The sequence below is a fragment of the Methylobacterium aquaticum genome, from assembly GCF_001043915.1.
Taxonomy (GTDB): Bacteria; Pseudomonadota; Alphaproteobacteria; order Rhizobiales; family Beijerinckiaceae; genus Methylobacterium; species Methylobacterium aquaticum.
Genome location: NZ_LABX01000252.1, coordinates 1 through 18,639, shown reverse-complemented (window position 1 = coordinate 18,639; position 18,639 = coordinate 1). Strand labels below are relative to the sequence as shown.

Below are 18,639 nucleotides of genomic sequence, written 5' to 3'. Positions count from 1 at the left end.
CAGACGACGAACACACGACAGGCGGGCCCTCGACGGGGCATCTGGCGCTCATGGGGTGTTTCCTCGACCCGTCGAACGGGGCGGCCTGTCTTGCCGCCTCTCGTGTTGGCGGCCATCATCGGGCGCGCGGGGCGCAAGATCAAGCGCCTCGCCATGCGCCGATCGTCGGATGCGCGAGAAACGACCGGGAGACAGGCTTGAAGTCCACAGATGTTCTGATCCTGCGGCCGATGGCGCCGCTCGTGACCGAAAGCCTGGAGAGGCATTTCACCCTTCACCGCGGCGACCTGGCCGAGGACAAGGAGCGTTTCCTCGACGAGGTCGGGCCGGCGATTCGCGGCATGGCGGCAAGCCATGTCCATGTGAACGACGCGCTCCTCGACCGGCTGCCGAAGCTCGAGATCGTCGCCAATTTCGGCGTCGGCTACGACACGATCGATGCGGCGGCCTGCGGCCGGCGCGGCGTGATCGTGACCAACACGCCCGACGTGCTGACCGACGAGGTGGCGGATCTCGCGGTCGGCCTGCTGCTCGCCACCGTGCGGCAGATCCCGCAGGTCGACCGCTACCTGCGCCAGGGCAAGTGGCTGGAGAAGCCCTATCCCCTCACCGGCACGCTGCGCGGGCGCAAGGTCGGCATCCTCGGTCTCGGCCGAATCGGCCGGGCGATCGCCCATCGCCTCGTCGCCTTCGGGCTGCCGATCGCCTATCACGGCCGGACGAAGCAGGCGGACGTTCCCTACGAGTACTTCCCCTCGCTGATCGAGATGGCGAAAGCCTGCGACGTGCTGATGGTGGTGGCGCCGGGCGGCCCCGAGACGAAGAACATCGTCGGCCGCGAGGTGCTGGAGGCGCTGGGCCGGGAGGGCGTGCTGGTCAACGTCGCCCGCGGCACGCTGGTCGACGAGGAGGCGCTGGCCGCGGCGCTCGCCGACGGCACGATCCAGAGCGCCGGCCTCGACGTGTTCGCCGAGGAGCCGAAGGTCCCGGACGCCCTGATCGCCCAGGAGCACGCGGTGCTGCTGCCGCATGTCGGCTCCGCGTCGCATCACACGCGCAACGCTATGGGCCAGCTCGTCGTTGACAACCTGACCTCCTGGTTCCAGGGCAAAGGTCCGGTGACGCCCGTGGCCGAGACTCCCTGGACGGCTTAGACTCAAGAGAGACATGCCATGTCCCTGCGCCGCCTTCTTCCTGCCCTGGGTCTCGCGGTGTCGGTGGCCATCGGGGCGGGGGGCGCGGCGGCGCAGGACATCTCCGCATCGCAGCAGCCCCCCTCACCGCACGAAACCGGGTTGGCGGGGCCGTGGGAACTGGCCCTCGACGGCAGCTTCCGCCGCTGCGGCCTGATGCTGGCGCCGGAGGCCGGCCCAGTCGGCCGGGCTCTGCGCTTCCCCGCCGGCTGCCGGAGGGCACTGCCGCTGGTCAATGGCCTCGGCGGTTGGCGCCAGCAGGGCGAGCTGATCCAGCTCCTCGACCGGGACGGCCAGCCGATCCTCGCTTTCACGGGTCCGGACGGCGACGGTCCCCGCAGCGCGGAAGCGGCGAGCGGCGAGCGCTACAGCCTGGTTCAGGCTGGCGCTCGGCAGGGTGCCCCCGAGACGCCGTTGGTGACGACGGCGGCGCTCTCGAACCCGTCCGTCCCCCGCGACGCCTGGGCCGGCGCCCCGACCACCGCCGCCGCGGTGACCGGGCTCTACACCCTCGACCGCTTCGTCGAGAAGGACGTCTGCCGGGTCATTCTGAGGCCCGACGCCGCCCAGGTGCAGGAGGGCTGCCGCGATCCCGGCCTCGCCCTGTTCGATCCCACCGCCTGGCATTACGAGGCCGGCCGCCTCACCCTGGTGGCGCGGCGCGGCCACAGCGTCGAATTGATCCCGGTGGGGGAGGGGCGCTGGCGCCGCGACCCGGAGATCGGGACGACCTTCGTGCTGCGGCGGGTGGAGCCGTGAGGGGCGGCCCCGCCCTGTCCTGAACCGGCATTCGATCGCCGACGCATCGTAACGCTTCCATGTAGGTGACCGGCGCCCTCGATCACGGCGCAATGACGCCTTCCGGCACGAGCGCCGAAAATTCTCCGCGGGATGTCACATCCGCCGAGGCTGCCTCGTCATGAGCGCGAAGGGGCCCGCAACCCGGCGCGCCCCTGCGGAGGCCGATGACTCATGAGGATCGTGACCAAGGACGGGGCCGCGGCGGCGCGCCCGGGGGTAGCCATGATCGGACCCGCCCGCCTCGCGGCGGCGCTGCTTCTCCTCGCGACCGGAGCGCTGGCGCAAGACCCGACCGTCGCACCACCGGCCGCCAACCCTCTGGCTGCCCAACCTCCGGCCGTGGGGGAGGCCCGGGTCGCCGTCGTCTTCGACCAGGCTATCCCGAACGTCCCGGGCAAGAGCCTGCGCGGAGTGCTGGTCGAATACGGCCCGAACGGGTCGTCGCCCGCGCATCGCCATGCCGGCAGCGCCTTCATCGTCGCGACGGTGCTGGCGGGCGCGGTCCGCAGCCAGGTGAATGACGGCCCGGCGCGCGTCTACGCGGCCGGCGAGAGCTTTACCGAGAGGCCGGGAGACCGACACGGCGTCAGCGCCAATGCCAGCGCCACCGAACCGGCGCGCCTGCTTGCGGTCTTCGTCGTCGATACGGCCGAGACCATCCTGACCACCCCGATCCACTGACCGGCACCCCGCCGGAGCTTCAGACATCCCGATCACGGAGAACCGCCCATGACCCCTCGTGTCGAGAACCCCTACGCACACGCCCCTGCGACCATCAAGGCGATGATGACCGTGGAGAGCAGCCTCCGGGCCGGCGTCCTGGAGCACAGCCTGCTGGAACTGGTGAAGCTGCGGGCGTCGCAGATCAATGCCTGCGCCTTCTGCATCGGCATGCATGCCGCCGCGGCCCGCAAGAACGGGGAGAGCGAGATGCGCCTCTACCTTCTGAATGCCTGGCGGGAGGCGACCATCTACAGCCCGCGCGAGCGGGCGGCGCTCGCCTGGACCGAGGCGCTGACCCGCGTCGCCGAGACGGGCGCCCCCGACGCGGTGTATGACGAGGTCCGTGAGGTCTTCAGCGAGGCGGAGCAGGTGCAGCTCACGCTCCAGATCGGCGCGATCAATCTCTGGAACCGGCTCCAGGTCGGGTTGCGCGGGCGGCACGACGCGGATCCGTCGCGCGATGCCGCCTGACGACGGAACGCAGGCCTTCGAGGCGGAACGGGCGAGGCTCGTGCGCCTCGCCTACCGCATGCTCGGCTCGTTCGCGGAAGCCGAGGACGTCGTCCAGACCGCGTGGCTGCGCTGGGCGGAGGCCGACCGTGCGGCGGTGCAGTCGCCGGGCGCCTTCCTGTCGCGAATCGTCACCCGCCTCTGCCTCGACACGCTCCGCTCCGCCCGCCTGCGGCGCGAGACCTATGTCGGCGCCTGGCTGCCCGAGCCGCTGGTGGAATTCGCCGACGAGGACGCGGTGGAAGGCGACGGCCTGACCCTGGGCCTGATGATGGCGCTCGAACGGCTGTCGCCGCTGGAGCGAGCCACCTTTCTCCTGCACGACGTGTTTGGCGTGCCCCTCGGCGAGGTCGCAGGCACGCTCGGCCGCGACGCGGCGGCTGTGCGCCAGCTCGCGGTCCGGGCGCGCCGGCACGTCCAGGCCGGCCGGCCCCGCTACCCGGTCGCCCGCGAGGAGGGGGAGCGCCTCGCGCAGGCCTTCTTCACCGCCGCCCGCGACGGAGATGTCGGCACCCTGCGGGCGATGTTGGCCGACGACGCCGTCATGCGGGCGGATGGCGGCGGCAAGGTCATTGCCGTCCTCAATCCGATCGTCGGCCCCGCGCGCATCCTGCGGCTGTTTGCAGGCCTCGCCCGGAAGCACCGGGCCGAGCCGGCGACCTTCCTCGGGGCCGTGACGGTCGACGGCCTCCCGGGTTATGCCAGCCTGGAGCGCGGCGGCGTGCTGCAGGTGACGGCGCTCGCCGTCGAGGACGGCCGGATCGCCGGCATCTATATCACCCGCAATCCGGACAAGCTCGGCCATGTCGCGAGCCGGCTCGGGCTGGCGCGTGGCGAGGCGCCGTCGCATTGACGGCGCGATGCCCGGAGCGCGAGCGCCCGGGCCGGCTCCGCGAAATCGGCTCTGCCTCGCCCCGGACCTTGTCAGGCCGCACGCCGCCGTTCGACAACCTGGCGACGATTCCATCGCACCGGATCTCCTCATGCACGCCTACCGCGCCCTCGAAGCCACGTTCGCCCGCCTCAGCGCCCTCGAGGACGCCTCCGGCATCCTCGGCTGGGACGCCCAGACGCTGATGCCGGACGGGGCGGCGGAGGGGCGGGGCGACCAGATCGCGGTGCTGCGCGGCCTCGCCCACGACCTCCTGACCGATCCCGCCACCGCCGACCGGCTCGCCGCGGCGGCCGACGAGGACGGGCTCGATGCGTGGCAGCGGGCGAATCTCGCCGAGATGCGCCGGGCCCACACCCATGCGGCGGCGGTGCCGCGCGACCTCGTGGAGGCCAGTGCGCGCGCCGTGTCGCGGGCCGAAATGACCTGGCGCGAGGCTCGCCGCATGTCCGATTTCGCGCTGCTGCGGCCCGACCTCGCCGAGGTTCTGCACCTCCAGCGCGAGATCGGCCGGGCGAAGGGCGAGGCTTTGGGGCTCGCGCCCTACGATGCCCTCCTCGACAGCTACGATCCGGGCCTGCGGCAAGACACCGTCGACCCGCTCTTCGCCGTGCTCGAGGCCGAGCTGCCGGGCCTGATCGCCGAGGCGCAGGCGCGCCAGGCGGCGGCCGGCCCGGTCCCCGTGCCGGAGGGGCCGTTCCCGGTCGAGACCCAGCGCCAGGTCGGCCTGACCCTGATGCGGGCGGCGGGGTTCGACTTCACCAGGGGCCGCCTCGACGTCAGCCTGCACCCGTTCTGCGGCGGCGCCACCGACGACGTGCGGATCACCACCCGCTACGACGAGGCCGACTTCGCCCGCGCCCTGATGGGCGTGCTGCACGAGACCGGCCACGCCCTCTACGAGCAGGGCCGCCCCGCCGCCTGGCGCCGCCAGCCCGTGGGCGCCGCCCGCGGCATGAGCCTGCACGAGAGCCAGTCGCTCACCCTGGAGATGCAGGCGGGCCGCAGCCGGGACTTCGTGGCCTATCTGGCGCCGCTGGTGCGGGCGGCTTTCGGCGGCACCGGCCCGGCCTGGGAGGCCGACGCCCTCTACCGCACCTACACGACGGTCGCGCCGGGCTTCATCCGGGTCGATGCCGACGAGTGCACCTATCCGGCCCATATCCTCCTGCGCTACGGGCTGGAGCGGGCGCTGATCCGGGGCGAGATGGAGATCGGCGACCTGCCAGGCGCCTTCGACGAGGGCATGCGGCGGCTCCTCGGGCTCACCGTGCCGGACGACGCGCGGGGCTGCCTTCAGGACATCCACTGGCCCGGCGGCGCCTGGGGCTACTTCCCGACCTACACCCTCGGGGCGATGATGGCGGCCCAGCTCTTCGATGCCGCCTGCAAGGCCGAGCCCGACCTGCGCCCCGGCCTGGCGCGGGGCGATTTCGCGCCGCTGGTCGGCTGGCTGCGGGCGAACGTGCATCACAAGGGCAGCGCGTTCGGGACGCAGGAGATCCTCGCCGCCGCGACCGGGCGGCCGCTCTCGGCGGAGCTCTTCCTCGGCCATCTGCGCCGTCGTTACCTCGACGCGTGACCGGATCCCTCCACCGACGAACCACGGTGCCGCCGCCCTGCTTGACCAATGAAGCCAAATCGTGAGATGTCGTCGTGTCATCGTCGGTGGGTCGACAGCCGATTGTCATATGAATGTCATAGGATTGTCACCAGGAAATTATGACAATACTTTGACGGATAAATTTAATAACATATAAGCTTCTGCCGCCGTATGGGGCATGCCATCAGATCGCATTTTGGTGCGTCCCATGCGCTTCACCCTGGGCAAGAAGCTCGGCATCGTCGTCGGATTGCCGATCCTGGTCGCGGCCGGCATCGCCGCCTTCGCGATCTCCCTCTCGCAGAACGAGCAGCACCGCGCAGGTGCCGTCGAGGCGGCCTGGGAGGCCGCGCTCCACACCCGCACTCTGGCGCAGGGCATCGAGCACGTGGTGGTGACGGTGCAGGCCCTGGTCGCATCCGAGGACGTCGCCGAGGCGCGGCAGAAATTCGGGGCCCTGGGCACCGCGATCGCGGCGGTCGAGGCCGAGCGCCCGGCCTTCTTCACGGCGCTCGCGCCGTTTCTCGACGCGGCCGAGGCCCGCACGCTCTCGCTGACGCTCCAGGAATTCCTCGCCTACCAGCGCGATACGGCGGAACTCGGCCAGACGCTCTCGCCCAAGGCGGCACGGATCCAGGCCGCCGACGAGGCGACGATCGTCAGCCGCGAGCGGATGGTGGCGCGGATCCTCACCCTCGGCGATTCGGTGCTCGCGCGGCTCGAGGCCGAGCGCGCGACGGTCGCCCGGGCCCGGCACCGGGAGGCGGTGGCCCTCGTCGCGGTGCCGGCCCTCGGGCTCGTTCTCGCCATCGCGGGCGCCGTCTGGGTGAGCCTGACGCAGGTGCAGCGCCCGCTCGGCGCCTTGCGCCGCACGATGCAATCCCTCACCGTCGGCGACCTGTCGGTCGCGGTGCCGTTCACCCGGCGGCGCGACGAGATGGGCGAGATGGCCGCCGCCATCGCGGTGTTCCAGGCGGCCTTGCGCGAGCAGGGAGCGGCGCAGGAGGTGGAGCGGGCCCGGGCCGAGAGCGAGCGGCAGCGGACCGAGCGGCTGGAGGCGGCCTGCCGGGCCTTCGAGGTCCGGGCCTCGCAGGCGGCCGATGCCCTCGACGCCTCGACCCGCGAGATGGACCTCACCGCCGACGTGCTGTCGCGGGCGGCCCGCGAGGTCGAGCAGCAATCGGGGGCGGTCACCGGCGCGTCCGGCGTCGCCGCCCGGGCCGTCGCGGAGGTGGACGGCGCCTTCCGGCATTTTTCGGACTCGGCCTCCGGCGTCGGCGACCGGGTCGGCCGCACGAGCGAGATGGCGAGCGCGACGCTCGCCCGCAGCCGGGCCACCGCGGAGACGGTGGAACGGCTGGTCAACGCCTCGGCCGAGATCGGAGAGGCCGCCGACCTGATCCGCACCATCGCCGATCAGACCAACCTGCTCGCCCTCAACGCGGCGATCGAGGCGGCAAGGGCCGGGACGGCGGGGCGGGGCTTCGCGGTCGTCGCGGCCGAGGTGAAGGCGCTGGCCGGACAGACTGCCGCCGCCACCGACCGGATCGGCGCGCAGATCACCGCGATTCAGGGCGCGACCGGGCACACCGCCCAGGAGATCGGGGCGATCATCGGGGCTGTCGCGGAGACGAGCCGGCTGGCCGAGGAGATCCGCGCCGCGATGCAGGACCAGGCGGCGATCAGCACCGGGATCGGCCACAACATCGACCGCGCCGGCGCGCAAGCCCGCAGCGTCGCCGCGAGCATCGAGCAGGTCCGGGCTGCGTCGCTGGCGAGCGCCGCCCAGTCGGATCAGGTCCGGGCGGTGGCCGGGGCGCTGGCGCAGAACTCGGCCCTGCTGGCGGATTCGGTGACGGCGTTCCTCGGCGAGGTGCGGGCGGTGTGAGGCTCCGGCCTTCGACCCGGCGCGGGCGGCGGCATGGGCAGGAGCATGGCAAGGGAAACGGACGTGGTCCTCAGGCCGCGGCCCTGAACCCGGCCGCCTCCGGTCCGACCACCCGCACCGGCTCGCCCGGGCACGCCAGGAGGGTGCCGCCCTTCGGCACTTCGGACCAGCCGGCGCGGCGGCCGTCGATCGGTTCCGAGACGACCGCGAGGCCGGTGGCAGTCTGGCGCCAGTACAGGCTCGGCGGGCGGCCGTCGCAGGCCCAGCGATAGGCGGTGAGGCTCTCGCCGTTGGTGAGCACGGCGGTGAAGCGAAGGGGCTCGTCGATCTCCGCCTCGCGCATCAGGCCGCGGGCGACCGACAGGCTCGCCGCCATCGCGCCGACGGGGTCGCGCTCGAGGCCATGGGCCAGGGCGAGGAGGAAGAGCGCCTCCGAATCCGTGGTGCCCTGGCGCGCCTCGTAGAGCGCATCCGGGATCAGGGCTTCGAGCCGCCGGCGGATGCGCGGGTAGCCGCCGATCTGGCCGTTATGCATGAACAGGTGGCGGCCATGGGCGAAGGGGTGGCAGTTCGCCCGGGTGGTCGCCGTGCCGGTCGCGGCGCGGACATGGGCGAAGAAGGTGCGGGCGCGGATCTGCCGGGAGAGGCTGCGCAGGTTCTCGTCGGACCAGGCCGGCCGCACGTCGCGGTAGAGGCCCGGCTCCGGCCGATCACCGTACCAGCCGATGCCGAAACCGTCGCCGTTGGTTTCGGTCTGGGCCTCGGTCGCGTGCAGCGACTGGTGCACCAGGGAATGGGTCGGCGCGCAGACCAGCTCGTCGAGATAGACCGGTTCGCCGTGGTAGGCGAGGAAGCGGCACATCGGCTCTTCACCTCCCGCGGCGGGTGCCGGTCCCGCCTCGGGCCATGCCTCGTCCGCCGCCTTCATCGAACGGTAACATTCCGCCCCGGACGGTGAACAGCTCGTTAATGCGCCGCAGCATGCACGAAGGTTCCCCACTTGCCTACGGCCTCTGCCCACGATGCGGGCAGTGCGGTCGGGGAAGGGTCTGGCCTGCGCGCGGCGCATCCGCGGGCCGAGCGAGGGTAGACCTTTTGCCGGGATCAATGTCAGGATTGGGTCGTTGATGCTCACGCATGCGTCGCCGGGTTGCGTCCGTTGTCCCGGCACGCGCGTCACACCGAGCTTGATGTCCCGTCCCTCCGGTCCCGCTTCCCTGGCTCGCGTCGCGCGCCGGGGCCGCGCGGCGATGCGTTGGGCGGCCGATCGGCCCGGCATCCATCCCGAGCCCGCACGAGAACTCGGGACACACCACATCATCGAGCAACACAGGAGGCTTCATGGGCAGAGCAGCACCCACCGCGCCGATCGCCGTCGTGGTGGAGGACGATGAGTCCGTTCGGGATTTCGCTGCCGCGATCCTGGAGGAAACCGATCTCGACGTGATCGCCTGCGACAGCGCCGCCGGTGCGCTGGCGGTGATGCGCGAGCACGGCTCCGAGGTTGCGCTGCTGTTCACGGAGATGCAGCTCTCCGGCGAGATGGACGGGGCGACGCTCGCCCGCACGGTGGAGCGCGACTGGCCGGACGTGCGGCTCGTCGTGACCTCGCGACCCGGGGCGGCGCAGGCCGTGCCGGATCATGCCGTCTACATGCCGAAGCCCTGGCGGCCCTTCGACGTCCTGGTCGAGGCCGAGCGGGCCGCGAGCGCGGCGGCCTGACCGACGACAAGAGCCCGCACGCCTCGCGGCGTCGGGCTCACGTCGGGTCTGGGCCCCGCCCGAGGGGCGGGGCGCGGCCGGTTCCTTAGGCGGAGATGGCCGGAGCGGCGGCCGGGGCAGCGGCGGCCGGAGCCGAACGGCGGGGAGCGCCGACGCGAGGCTTCGGCTTCGGCGCAGCGATCAGACCCTCGCGGATGGCAGTCTTGCGGGCCTGCTTGCGGGCGCGGCGCACGGCCTCCGCCTTCTCGCGGGCCTTGCGCACCGACGGCTTCTCGTAAGCCTTGCGCTGCTTCATCTCGCGGAAGATGCCCTCACGCTGCATCTTCTTCTTGAGGACGCGGAGAGCCTGATCGACGTTGTTGTCCCGAACGAGTACCTGCAAGGGTGTATGTCCTTTTGTCTAAATCGTAACATCGTGGCCGACCTTGCGCGGAACGCGCCCGGATGGCTGCCTGCCCGACCAACCGCAATGCGCCCCACGGCCCGGCCCCTGAAGGACCGGGAGGGGCTTAGGTCGCATCGCGGTCGCACCGGAGCCCGGCGCAAGCTGTCGGCGCACGGTATGCGCCTGATCGGGGCCTTACACCACTCCGCTACAACTTCCAACCGGGGAGTGGCCGCCTGAGCGAAATTTGAGCGGCCAGGGTGGCGGATCAGGCGTCGCGCGGGGCACCGTCGCAGACACGCGACGGTGATGCGGGATCACGCATTGGCCTGGATGAAGTTGCGCACCAGCGGGTAGGTCTGGCTCTCCCATTTGCGGCCCGAGAACACCCCGTAATGGCCGACGCCGGCCTGGAGGTGGTGGCGCTTGCGGAACGGCTTCAGGCCGCCGCAGAGGTCGTGTGCCGCCATCGTCTGGCCGACGGAGCAGATGTCGTCGCGCTCGCCCTCCACCGTCATCAGGGCAGTCTTGCGGATCGCCCGCATGTCGATCGGGCTGCCGCGGAAGGTCAGCTTGTTCTGCGCCAGGGTCGCGTCCTGGAACACGGTCTTGACCGTCTCGAGGTAGAATTCCGCCGCGAGGTCGAGCACGGCGAAATACTCGTCGTAGAAGGTCTCGATCTGCGCCGCCTTCGCCTGGGATTCCTTGGCGGTCTCGCCCTCGGCGAGGTGCCAGTAGAGGTCGAGATGGCCGTGCATGTGGCGCGCGGCGTTCATCGACATGAAGGCCCCCACCTGCATGAAGCCCGGATAGACCCGCCGCCCGGCCCCGGCATGGCGGCGCGGCACGGTGGCGATCAGGTTGCGCTCGAACCACGCGATCGGCCGCGAGGTGGCGAGTTCGTTGACCTTGGTCGGGTTGATCCGGGTGTCGACCGGGCCGGCCATCAGGGTCATGCTCGCCGGATGCGCCGCGTTGCGGCTCTCGGCCATCACGGCGGCGGCGGCGAGGGCCTGCACGCAGGGCTGGCACACCGCCACGAGGTGGGCGCCCTCGCCGATCGCCTCCAGGAACTGCACCAGATGGGCGACGTAATCGTCGAAGCCGAAGCGGCCGGCGCTCAGGGGCACGTCTCGGGCATTGTGCCAGTCGGTGATGTAGACGTCGTGGTCGGCGAGCAGGGTCCGCACGGTTCCGCGGAGCAGCGTGCCGAAATGGCCCGACAGGGGCGCCACCACCAGCACCCGCGGCTGCTCGCTGACCATGTCCTTGCGGAAACGCAGCAGGGTGCCGAAGGGCGTCGAGAGCACCGGCTCCTCGGTCACCGGCACCTCGCGGTTGCCGATCCGCACGGCGTCGATCCCGTAGGAGGGCCGCGTGTGGGTGAGGCCGGCCCGCATCATCATCCGGGCGGCGGCCGCGACCCAGGTCGCCGGCGCGCCGTAGCCGGCCCGTGTCCAGGGCGACGTGCCCCCGTGCAGCACCCGCCCCCAGGCGCGGGTAGCGCTGGCCAAATCCGACTGGACCTCGAAGGCATCATAGAGCATCGGCCCGGGCTCTCCCTCACGGACACGCGCGGGATGCGGCCCGCCGGCAAGCGTAGGGCATGGCTTCCTCCTCCCGCGACCGGACTTTCGGCGGAGCATGGCGGCCATCCCCAGCGCTCGCGGGATGCGACCCTCGTGCCAAGTCAGTCCTCTCACGTCCGTCTTCAGGGGCAGTCTAGGTCCGTGTCACTTGCGCGAAGATTGCGGCGGCGCAGACCGCCGCCACCGCGCGGTCCGATCGCCCCAGGCGACCGGCACGAGTCTTGGATCGCCGGGCCGGGAATCCAGGGGCAGACGGGCCGCGCGAAACCGGCCCGGGGAGGATACGGCATGGCCGAGGCGACGCTGACGATCTCAAGCCGCAACTATTCGTCCTGGTCGCTGCGAGGCTGGCTGCTCTGCCGCATGGCGGGGCTCGACCTCGACGTGGAGGTCCTGTCCGGCGATCCGGCGAGCCGGGCCGAGCTCTTGCACCTCACGCCCTCGTTCCTGGTGCCGCGTCTCACCCACGGCGCGGTGCGGGTCTGGGACGTGCTCGCCATCGCCCAGTACCTCACCGAGGTGCGGCCTCAGGCCGGGCTCCTGCCCGAGGATCTCGCTGCCCGCTCCTGGTCGCGCTCGATCTCGGGCGAGATGCATGGCGGCTTCATCAATCTGCGCTCGGCCCTGCCGATGAACCTGCGCGCCCGCTACACCGACTTCAAGCTCTGGGGCGGCGCCCAGGGCGACATCGCCCGGGTGGTCGAGATCTGGCAGGAGGCGCTCAAGGCCCATGGGGGGCCGTTCCTGTTCGGCGAGCGGCCGGTGGTCGCGGATGCCATGTACGCCCCGGTCTGCACCCGCTTCGTCACCTACGGCGTCGCCCTGCCGCCCGATTGCGCCGCCTACCGCGACCGGATCATGGACTGGGACCTGATGCGGGAGTGGATCGCCGCGGCGGAGCAGGAGCCGGAGGAGATCGAGGAACTCGACATGGAGTTCTGACATCGTTGTTGCCGGCGCATCATAGAGCATTGTCCGACGAAGTGGATACCGGTTCGTCGTAGAAAATGCGGCAAGATCAAACAGCTAGAGAAGCTTCGCGATTGCAATGCAATCGTGAAGTGCTCTAGCGATGCGGAAGGCTCACTTCATCCCGTCTCCAGCCTGATCCCGAGGTGCGGGCGATCCTCGATCGCCGGTCAGCTCAGGACGAGGTGGTCGGCGGGATGAAGGACGAGAGCATGCGGTCGGGTCCTGGGGGGCACGGTTTCAGATCAGCCCCGCCAGCCGCAACCCCACGCCCGCCGCCGCGCATGCCCCCAGCACCGGGAGCATCCCGACCCGGAAGCGGAACACCGCCACGACCGCGGCGAGCGCCAGGGCCAGCGCGTAGGGATCGACGCTCGCGAGCACCGGCAGGTCGAGCCGGAGCGGCCCGAAAGTCACCGGGCGCACGGTCCGGAACAGCGTGTGGAGGGCGAACCAGACCGCCAGGTTGAGGATCACCCCCACCACCGCCGCGGTGATCGCCGAGAGCGCGCCGGCCAGCGCCGCGTGGCCGCGCAGGCGCTCGACATACGGGGCGCCGACGAAGATCCACAGGAAGCAGGGCGCGAAGGTGACCCAGGTGGTGAGAAGCCCCCCCAAGGTCCCGGCCACCAGGGCGGGCAGCGGCCCGGGGGCCCGGGACGCGGCGAGGAAGCCGACGAACTGCGTCACCATGATGAGCGGGCCGGGCGTGGTCTCGGCCATGCCGAGCCCGTCGAGCATCTCGCCGGGCTGCATCCAGCCGTACTGCTCCACCGCCGCCTGCGCCACGTAGGCGAGCGCCGCGTAAGCGCCGCCGAAGGTCACCAGCGCCATCGTGGAGAAGAACACCGCGATGCGCGAAAAGACGTCATCGGGCCCGAGCGCCAGGACCAGAGCGGCGACCGGGACGAGCCAGATCGCCGCCCAGATGGCGAGGGTCGTCCGTGTGTCGCGCCAGGTCGCGCGCTCGCGCGGCAGCGCGTCGTCGCCGAACAGGTAGGCGGCGCCCGTTGCCGCCGTCGCGTGCCCGCCGCCGGGACGGAAGGCCGGATGCCCGGCCCGGCCGCCAAGGAAGCCGACGAGGCCCGCCACCACGACGACGAGCGGGAACGGCACGTCGAAGACAAAAATGCCCACGAAAGCGGCAGCGGCGAGCCCGGTCATCACCGGGCCGCGCAAGGCGCGCCGGCCGATGCGCTGCACCGCTTCGAGGACGATCGCGAGCACCGCGGCCTTGAGGCCGAAGAACAGCCCGGCGACCGGTCCGGCCTGCCCGTACAGGACGTAGATCCAGCTCAGGGCCATGATGGCGAGGAGCCCGGGCAGCACGAACAGCCCGCCGGCCAGCAGCCCGCCCCGGGGCCCGTGCATCAGCCAGCCGACGTAAGTGGCGAGCTGCTGCGCCTCCGGGCCGGGCAGCAGGGTGCAGAAATTGAGGGCATGCAGGAAGCGGTTCTCGGAGATCCAGCGCTTCTCCTCGACCAGCACCCGGTGCATCACCGCGATCTGCCCGGCCGGCCCGCCGAAGGACAGGGCGGCGATCCGCAGCCAGACCGGCAGGGCCTGCGCCAGGGTGACGGGCCGGGGCGGCGCCCGGTCAAGCGTCGCGGTCTCGGGGCTCGTCACGCAGCAGGCTCTCCGGGTGGGATGCGCCGCAGCGTAGCGCGATCGGTCGCGTTGTGCGACAGAGGCCGGCGATTACATCCGCCGGGCGGGTTGCCGCGCGTGCGGATGCCGCCGGCCTCGCGCCGCCGTTGATGCACCCCGTCAGGTCCCGCGTGAGCAAGCCCAGCAAAGCCCTCCTCACCCCCGAGCGCCGCATGGACGATGCCGAAGCCTCGATCCGGCCGCTCAGCCTCGCCGACTTCACCGGCCAGAAGGCGGCGCGCGCCAACCTCCAGGTCTTCATCGACGCGGCAAAGAAGACCGGCCAGGCCCTCGACCACGTGCTGTTCGTCGGGCCGCCCGGCCTCGGCAAGACCACGCTCGCCCAGATCGTCGCCCGCGAACTCGGGGTGAACTTCCGCTCGACCTCCGGCCCGGTGATCGCCAAGGCCGGGGATCTCGCCGCGCAGCTCACCAACCTCGACGAGCGCGACGTCCTGTTCATCGACGAGATCCATCGCCTCAACCCGGCGGTGGAGGAGATCCTCTATCCGGCGATGGAGGATTACCAGCTCGACCTGATCATCGGCGAGGGGCCAGCCGCCCGCTCGGTGAAGATCGAACTGCCGAAATTCACGCTGGTGGCCGCCACCACCCGGGCGGGGCTGCTGACCACGCCGTTGCGCGACCGCTTCGGCATCCCGGTCCGGCTCGAATTCTACGATATCGACGAACTCGAATTGATCGTCAGCCGCGGCGCCCGGGTGCTCGGCATCGGCATGGCGCCGGACGGCGCCAACGAGATCGCCAAACGCGCCCGCGGCACGCCGCGCATCGCCGGGCGGCTCCTGCGCCGGGTGCGCGACTTCGCCATCGTGGAGGATGCCCCCACCATCACCCGGGCCATCGCCGACCGGGCGTTGCGGCTCCTCGACGTCGATCCCGCCGGCCTCGACACGATGGACCGGAAATACCTGACCCTCATCGCCCAGTCGTTCAATGGCGGCCCGGTCGGGGTCGAGACCATCGCGGCGGCGCTCTCCGAGCCGCGCGACGCGATCGAGGAGATCATCGAGCCCTATCTGATCCAGAAGGGCTTCGTGCAGCGCACACCGCGCGGCCGGGTGCTCACCGCGCATGCCTTCCGCCATCTCGGCCTGCCGGAGCCGAACCGCGAGTCCACCGTGCAGTTCGGCCTGTTCGCCGGCGGGGACGAGGATGCGTGAGGCGGGGCAGGGGTATCGCCTGTTCACCCGCCGCCGCGTGCTCCAGGGGGCGGGCGCCCTCGCGCTGTCAGGCGTCGGCACCGGCGCCTATGCGACCGGGATCGAGCCGTTCCGGCAGGTGGTGACCTCCTACGCCATCAAGCCCAACCCCGCCGCGCCCTGGCCGGCGGGGTTGCGCCTTCGCATCGCGGTGCTGACCGACATCCATGCCTGCGAGCCGTGGATGAGCGCGGCGCGGATCGCCGGCATCGTTGCGGCGACCAATGCGTTGCAGGCCGATCTCGTCGTGCTGGTGGGCGATTTCGTCGAGGGGCAGCGTTACGTCACGCGGGTTGTGCCCGCCACCGAATGGGCGCCGATCCTGAGCACGCTCACGGCGCCGCTCGGCGTCTACGCGGTGCTCGGCAACCACGATTGGTGGACGGATGCCGAGGCTCAGCGTCGCGGCAAGGGGCCGACCATCGCCGGTACCGCGCTGACGCAGAACGGCATCCGGGTCCTGTCGAACGAGGCCGTGCCCCTCGCCACCCGGGCCGGCCCGGTGTGGCTTGCCGGGCTCGAGGACCAGATCGCCCTGACGCCGGGCTGGCGCCGCTACGGTCACAGGCGACCGGGCCTGCACGACCTGCCCAAGACCCTGGCGGCGGTACCGGACGGCGCCCCGATGATCCTGCTGGCTCACGAGCCCGATATCTTCGCCCAGGTGCCCGCCCGGGTCGCGCTGACCCTGTCGGGCCACACCCATGGCGGTCAGGTGCGGCTGTTCGGCTGGTCGCCGGTGGTCCCCTCGCGCTATCCCGGACGCTACGTCTACGGCCATGTCCGCGAGGCGAGCGACCTCGTGATCTCGGGGGGCTTGGGCCTCAGCATCGCGCCGATCCGCCTCGGGGTGCCGCCGGAGATCGTGGTGGTGGAGCTGGGGGCGGAGGCGGCAGCGTGATCGATTTTTCCACCGGCCTCATTTCACGTAAAAGCGCCGGATCCCCTCTTCCGCACGGGCTTGCAGATTCACACTTCGCCTCTGAAGACCGATCCTTCTCAACGCTCGCGCTTTCCCCTCCCCGCAATGGTGAAGGGAGGTGCGCTCCTTTCAAATGGGGAAGAACGATCAGGTCGAGTTGTGTGAATGCGATAACCTACCCGGAAAAGGGGAAATGCGCGCTCCGTCGACACCTCATCTCGGCCGAGACGGTTCAAGGCGCGAATGGATGAGACCGAGGACGAACTCCGCGTGACCGAGACCATGCCCCCGGACGCCCACGCCCTGCCCCTGCGCGTCTACTACGAGGACACGGATTTCTCCGGCTTCGTCTACCATGCGAGCTACCTGCGCTTCATGGAGCGCGGCCGGACCGAGCTGCTGCGCGGGCTCGCCGGCGACCAGTCCGACCTGCACCGGGAGGCGGACGGCCTCGTCTTCGTGGTGCGGCGGATGAGCCTCGACTACCTCAAGCCCGCCCGCATGGACGATGCCCTGACGGTGCTGACCGCGACCCGAGAGTTGCGCGGCGCCTCGATGCATCTCGACCAGGAGGTCCGCCGCGGCGACGAGGTTCTGGTGCGCGCCGAGGTGGTGGTGGCCTGCGTGCGCGACGGACGGGCGGTGCGCCTGCCCGAGGCCCTGCGCCGCACGCTGACCCGCCGTTGAGCGATTCCGCACACCAATCCTTAACCCTGCCGGGGGCTTAACTTGCGGCGGGCAAACGCTCTTCGCGGAGCGGCGGCCCATACTTTCGACAGATTCGGGCGCGATCGAACCATCATACGAAAAGCCCCGATCCCGGTTGGAGTGCCCGAGGGCCGTCGAGCGGCCCGGGACGCGAGGAAAGCCGCATGAATCCCGCCGATGCCGCCCAGGCGATGCCCGTGGCCGAGATCACGATGTTCGGCCTGTTCTGGCAGGCCCATTTCGTGGTCAAGGCGGTGATGCTCGGCCTGCTCGGCTCGTCGATCTGGTGCTGGTCGATCATCATCGACAAGACGCTGCTCTTCCGCCGCACCAAGGCGGAGATGGATGCGTTCGAGGAGGAGTTCTGGTCCGGCCGGCCGCTGGAGGAACTCTACCGCGCCTACAACGACAAGCCGGCGACCGGGCTCGCCGCCCTGTTCGTCGCCGCGATGCGCGAATGGCGTCGCTCCTACGAGGGTTCGGGCCGCTCGATCCGCAGCCTCGGCCAGCGCATCGACAAGGTGCTCGACGTCACGATCCAGCGCGAGGTCGAGCGGCTGGATTCGCGCCTGCTGTTCCTGGCCTCGATCGGCTCGGCCGGCCCCTATATCGGCCTGTTCGGCACGGTGTTCGGCATCATGACGGCCTTCACGTCGATCGCCGCCTCGAAGAACACCTCGCTCGCGGTCGTGGCGCCCGGCATCGCCGAGGCGCTGTTCGCCACCGCGATCGGCCTGTTCGCGGCGATTCCCGCGGTGCTCGCCTACAACAAGCTCCAGGCCTCCGTGGCCAAGGCGCAAGGGCGTCTGGAGGGCTTCGCCGACGAGTTCTCGGCCATCCTGTCGCGCCAGATCGACGAGCGCATGGCGCTGGCGGCCTGATCCCGGGCCTCGTGAAGAAGGATTGAGCCAGATGGGCATGGCCTCCGGAGCGGCACAGGGCGGCGGGCGCCGTCGGCGCGGCCGGCGGGGCGGCGCGATCAACGAGATCAACATGACGCCGTTCATCGACGTCGTGCTGGTGCTGCTGATCATCTTCATGGTCGCCGCGCCGATGATGACGGTCGGCGTTCCCCTCGACCTGCCGCAGACCAAAGCCGCGCCGCTCAACCAGGATTCGAAGCCGGTCACCCTCTCGATCCGGCAGACCGGTCAGGTCTTTCTCGGCGAGGACGAGCTGACCGACGACACGATCGTCGCCAGGCTCTCGGCCACCGCCAAGGACGGGTTCGAGGAGCGGGTGTTCGTGCGCGGCGACAAGCGGGTCGATTATGGCCGCGTCGCCCAGGTGATGGCGATCGTGACGAGCGGCGGCTTCAAGAAGGTCGCCCTCGTGACCGAGCCCGACCAGCGTTAGGAGGGCGGGGTTCGCCGTGGTGTTTCCCTTCGACAGGTCCGAGCCCGGCGTCTGGGTGTCGGCCGGCGCGCATGTGGTGCTGATCGGGCTGGCGTTGTTCGCCGCCGCCTCGCACGCGCTGCCGCAGGCCGAGGAGGGCGTGCCGGTCGAGGTCATCACCGAGAACCAGTTTTCGGAATTGACCAGAGGTCAGCGCGACGGCGAGGCCCCGGCCAAAAGCCCGCGCGCCGACCGGGTTGCCGACAAGCCGCAGGAGAACGACCCCGGCGAGGCCAAGGCCAACGTGCCGACCCCGCCGACGCGCCCGCCCGAGATGAAGGTCGCCAACGCCGAGGAGATTCCGCCGCCGTCCCTGCGGCCGGCCCTCGAGCAGCCCGAGTCCGCCCCGATGCCGCCGCCCCGCCCCGACACCACCAAGGCCGATGCGGAGAGGGCCGGCCGCAGGGACGGCGGCGGAATCTCCTCGGCGTTGGCGACCTTCATCTCGGGCGGGCGCGTCGGCGGGGTC

Annotated in this window: 18 protein-coding genes and 1 pseudogene; 15 read left to right on the top strand and 4 right to left on the bottom strand. The window is 71.0% G+C overall.

Features of this window, described 5'->3' with window-relative positions:
* Window positions 1-197 precede the first annotated feature (197 nt).
* The 7 genes from VP06_RS27680 to VP06_RS27650 all read left to right on the top strand — a co-directional run bounded on the left by VP06_RS27680 (window position 198) and on the right by VP06_RS27650 (window position 7,610).
* The gene (locus VP06_RS27680; protein ID WP_245291340.1) at window positions 198-1,154 is read left to right on the top strand and encodes a 2-hydroxyacid dehydrogenase; all 957 of its coding nucleotides are present in this window, start codon (window positions 198-200) and stop codon (window positions 1,152-1,154) included.
* An 18-nt stretch (window positions 1,155-1,172) separates the two neighbouring features.
* Entirely contained in the window at window positions 1,173-1,952 is a 780-nt protein-coding gene (locus VP06_RS27675) for an AprI/Inh family metalloprotease inhibitor (protein WP_053082066.1), read from the top strand.
* Window positions 1,953-2,165: 213 nt separating this feature from the next.
* Window positions 2,166-2,675: a cupin domain-containing protein gene (locus VP06_RS27670; RefSeq protein ID WP_245291339.1), complete on the top strand. Its 510-nt coding sequence runs from the start codon at window positions 2,166-2,168 to the stop codon at window positions 2,673-2,675.
* Window positions 2,676-2,723: 48 nt separating this feature from the next.
* Window positions 2,724-3,188: a carboxymuconolactone decarboxylase family protein gene (locus tag VP06_RS27665; protein WP_048467025.1), complete on the top strand. Its 465-nt coding sequence runs from the start codon at window positions 2,724-2,726 to the stop codon at window positions 3,186-3,188.
* Window positions 3,178-4,080 (top strand): sigma-70 family RNA polymerase sigma factor, encoded by a 903-nt coding sequence (locus VP06_RS27660; RefSeq protein ID WP_048467024.1) that lies wholly within the window; start codon window positions 3,178-3,180, stop codon window positions 4,078-4,080. Before VP06_RS27665 ends, VP06_RS27660 begins: the two co-directional genes overlap by 11 nt.
* A 130-nt stretch (window positions 4,081-4,210) precedes the next feature.
* Window positions 4,211-5,701: a carboxypeptidase M32 gene (locus VP06_RS27655; RefSeq protein ID WP_048467023.1), complete on the top strand. Its 1,491-nt coding sequence runs from the start codon at window positions 4,211-4,213 to the stop codon at window positions 5,699-5,701.
* Window positions 5,702-5,930: 229 nt separating this feature from the next.
* Window positions 5,931-7,610 (top strand): methyl-accepting chemotaxis protein, encoded by a 1,680-nt coding sequence (locus VP06_RS27650; RefSeq protein WP_048467022.1) that lies wholly within the window; start codon window positions 5,931-5,933, stop codon window positions 7,608-7,610.
* 70 nt (window positions 7,611-7,680) lie between these two features.
* On the opposite strand, the gene VP06_RS27645 is transcribed toward VP06_RS27650, so the two are convergent.
* A complete protein-coding gene (locus VP06_RS27645) occupies window positions 7,681-8,472 on the bottom strand; it encodes a class II glutamine amidotransferase (protein ID WP_048467021.1) in 792 nt (263 codons plus the stop codon).
* 479 nt (window positions 8,473-8,951) lie between these two features.
* Between VP06_RS27645 and VP06_RS27640 the strand changes: the two genes are divergently transcribed.
* Window positions 8,952-9,332 carry a response regulator gene (locus VP06_RS27640; RefSeq protein WP_048467020.1) on the top strand — a complete coding sequence of 127 codons (381 nt, stop codon included), beginning with the start codon at window positions 8,952-8,954 and terminating at the stop codon, window positions 9,330-9,332.
* Window positions 9,333-9,417: 85 nt separating this feature from the next.
* On the opposite strand, the gene rpsU is transcribed toward VP06_RS27640, so the two are convergent.
* Both rpsU and VP06_RS27630 read right to left on the bottom strand, forming a co-directional pair.
* Window positions 9,418-9,714: a 30S ribosomal protein S21 gene (gene rpsU / locus VP06_RS27635; protein ID WP_048467019.1), complete on the bottom strand. Its 297-nt coding sequence runs from the start codon at window positions 9,712-9,714 to the stop codon at window positions 9,418-9,420.
* Window positions 9,715-10,034: 320 nt separating this feature from the next.
* Window positions 10,035-11,264 (bottom strand): polyhydroxyalkanoate depolymerase, encoded by a 1,230-nt coding sequence (locus VP06_RS27630; RefSeq protein WP_048467018.1) that lies wholly within the window; start codon window positions 11,262-11,264, stop codon window positions 10,035-10,037.
* A 330-nt stretch (window positions 11,265-11,594) separates the two neighbouring features.
* Here VP06_RS27630 and VP06_RS27625 point away from each other — a divergent pair, with 330 nt between their 5' ends.
* Window positions 11,595-12,248 (top strand): glutathione S-transferase, encoded by a 654-nt coding sequence (locus tag VP06_RS27625; protein WP_048467017.1) that lies wholly within the window; start codon window positions 11,595-11,597, stop codon window positions 12,246-12,248.
* 267 nt (window positions 12,249-12,515) lie between these two features.
* Here VP06_RS27625 and chrA read toward each other — a convergent pair whose 3' ends face one another.
* The gene (chrA, locus tag VP06_RS27620; protein ID WP_048467016.1) at window positions 12,516-13,901 is read right to left on the bottom strand and encodes a chromate efflux transporter; all 1,386 of its coding nucleotides are present in this window, start codon (window positions 13,899-13,901) and stop codon (window positions 12,516-12,518) included.
* A gap of 131 nt (window positions 13,902-14,032) precedes the next feature.
* Here chrA and ruvB point away from each other — a divergent pair, with 131 nt between their 5' ends.
* The 6 genes and pseudogenes from ruvB to VP06_RS27590 form a co-directional block, all read left to right on the top strand.
* Window positions 14,033-15,106 carry a Holliday junction branch migration DNA helicase RuvB gene (gene ruvB, locus VP06_RS27615; RefSeq protein ID WP_048467015.1) on the top strand — a complete coding sequence of 358 codons (1,074 nt, stop codon included), beginning with the start codon at window positions 14,033-14,035 and terminating at the stop codon, window positions 15,104-15,106.
* The gene (locus tag VP06_RS27610; protein WP_048467014.1) at window positions 15,099-16,046 is read left to right on the top strand and encodes a metallophosphoesterase; all 948 of its coding nucleotides are present in this window, start codon (window positions 15,099-15,101) and stop codon (window positions 16,044-16,046) included. The genes ruvB and VP06_RS27610 overlap by 8 nt, the downstream gene beginning before the upstream one ends.
* A 303-nt stretch (window positions 16,047-16,349) precedes the next feature.
* Entirely contained in the window at window positions 16,350-16,754 is a 405-nt protein-coding gene (gene ybgC, locus VP06_RS27605; protein WP_048467051.1) for a tol-pal system-associated acyl-CoA thioesterase, read from the top strand.
* Window positions 16,755-16,939: 185 nt separating this feature from the next.
* Window positions 16,940-17,656, top strand: coding sequence for a protein TolQ (gene tolQ / locus VP06_RS27600; RefSeq protein WP_048467013.1), 717 nt, complete (start codon window positions 16,940-16,942; stop codon window positions 17,654-17,656).
* Between the two features lie 31 nt (window positions 17,657-17,687).
* Entirely contained in the window at window positions 17,688-18,131 is a 444-nt protein-coding gene (locus VP06_RS27595) for an ExbD/TolR family protein (protein ID WP_048467012.1), read from the top strand.
* Window positions 18,132-18,147: 16 nt separating this feature from the next.
* Window positions 18,148-18,639, top strand: a pseudogene (locus VP06_RS27590) (cell envelope integrity protein TolA); the annotation flags it as partial.

Coding starts and splice junctions, on each gene's coding strand:
- VP06_RS27675 (WP_053082066.1), top strand. CDS start 1,173: ATGTCCCTGCGCCGCCTTCTTCCTGCCCTGGGTCTCGCGGTGTCGGTG.
- VP06_RS27670 (WP_245291339.1), top strand. CDS start 2,166: ATGAGGATCGTGACCAAGGACGGGGCCGCGGCGGCGCGCCCGGGGGTA.
- VP06_RS27665 (WP_048467025.1), top strand. CDS start 2,724: ATGACCCCTCGTGTCGAGAACCCCTACGCACACGCCCCTGCGACCATC.
- VP06_RS27660 (WP_048467024.1), top strand. CDS start 3,178: ATGCCGCCTGACGACGGAACGCAGGCCTTCGAGGCGGAACGGGCGAGG.
- VP06_RS27655 (WP_048467023.1), top strand. CDS start 4,211: ATGCACGCCTACCGCGCCCTCGAAGCCACGTTCGCCCGCCTCAGCGCC.
- VP06_RS27650 (WP_048467022.1), top strand. CDS start 5,931: ATGCGCTTCACCCTGGGCAAGAAGCTCGGCATCGTCGTCGGATTGCCG.
- VP06_RS27645 (WP_048467021.1), bottom strand. CDS start 8,472: ATGTGCCGCTTCCTCGCCTACCACGGCGAACCGGTCTATCTCGACGAG.
- VP06_RS27640 (WP_048467020.1), top strand. CDS start 8,952: ATGGGCAGAGCAGCACCCACCGCGCCGATCGCCGTCGTGGTGGAGGAC.
- VP06_RS27630 (WP_048467018.1), bottom strand. CDS start 11,264: ATGCTCTATGATGCCTTCGAGGTCCAGTCGGATTTGGCCAGCGCTACC.
- VP06_RS27625 (WP_048467017.1), top strand. CDS start 11,595: ATGGCCGAGGCGACGCTGACGATCTCAAGCCGCAACTATTCGTCCTGG.
- ruvB (WP_048467015.1), top strand. CDS start 14,033: ATGCACCCCGTCAGGTCCCGCGTGAGCAAGCCCAGCAAAGCCCTCCTC.
- VP06_RS27610 (WP_048467014.1), top strand. CDS start 15,099: ATGCGTGAGGCGGGGCAGGGGTATCGCCTGTTCACCCGCCGCCGCGTG.
- ybgC (WP_048467051.1), top strand. CDS start 16,350: ATGCCCCCGGACGCCCACGCCCTGCCCCTGCGCGTCTACTACGAGGAC.
- tolQ (WP_048467013.1), top strand. CDS start 16,940: ATGAATCCCGCCGATGCCGCCCAGGCGATGCCCGTGGCCGAGATCACG.
- VP06_RS27595 (WP_048467012.1), top strand. CDS start 17,688: ATGGGCATGGCCTCCGGAGCGGCACAGGGCGGCGGGCGCCGTCGGCGC.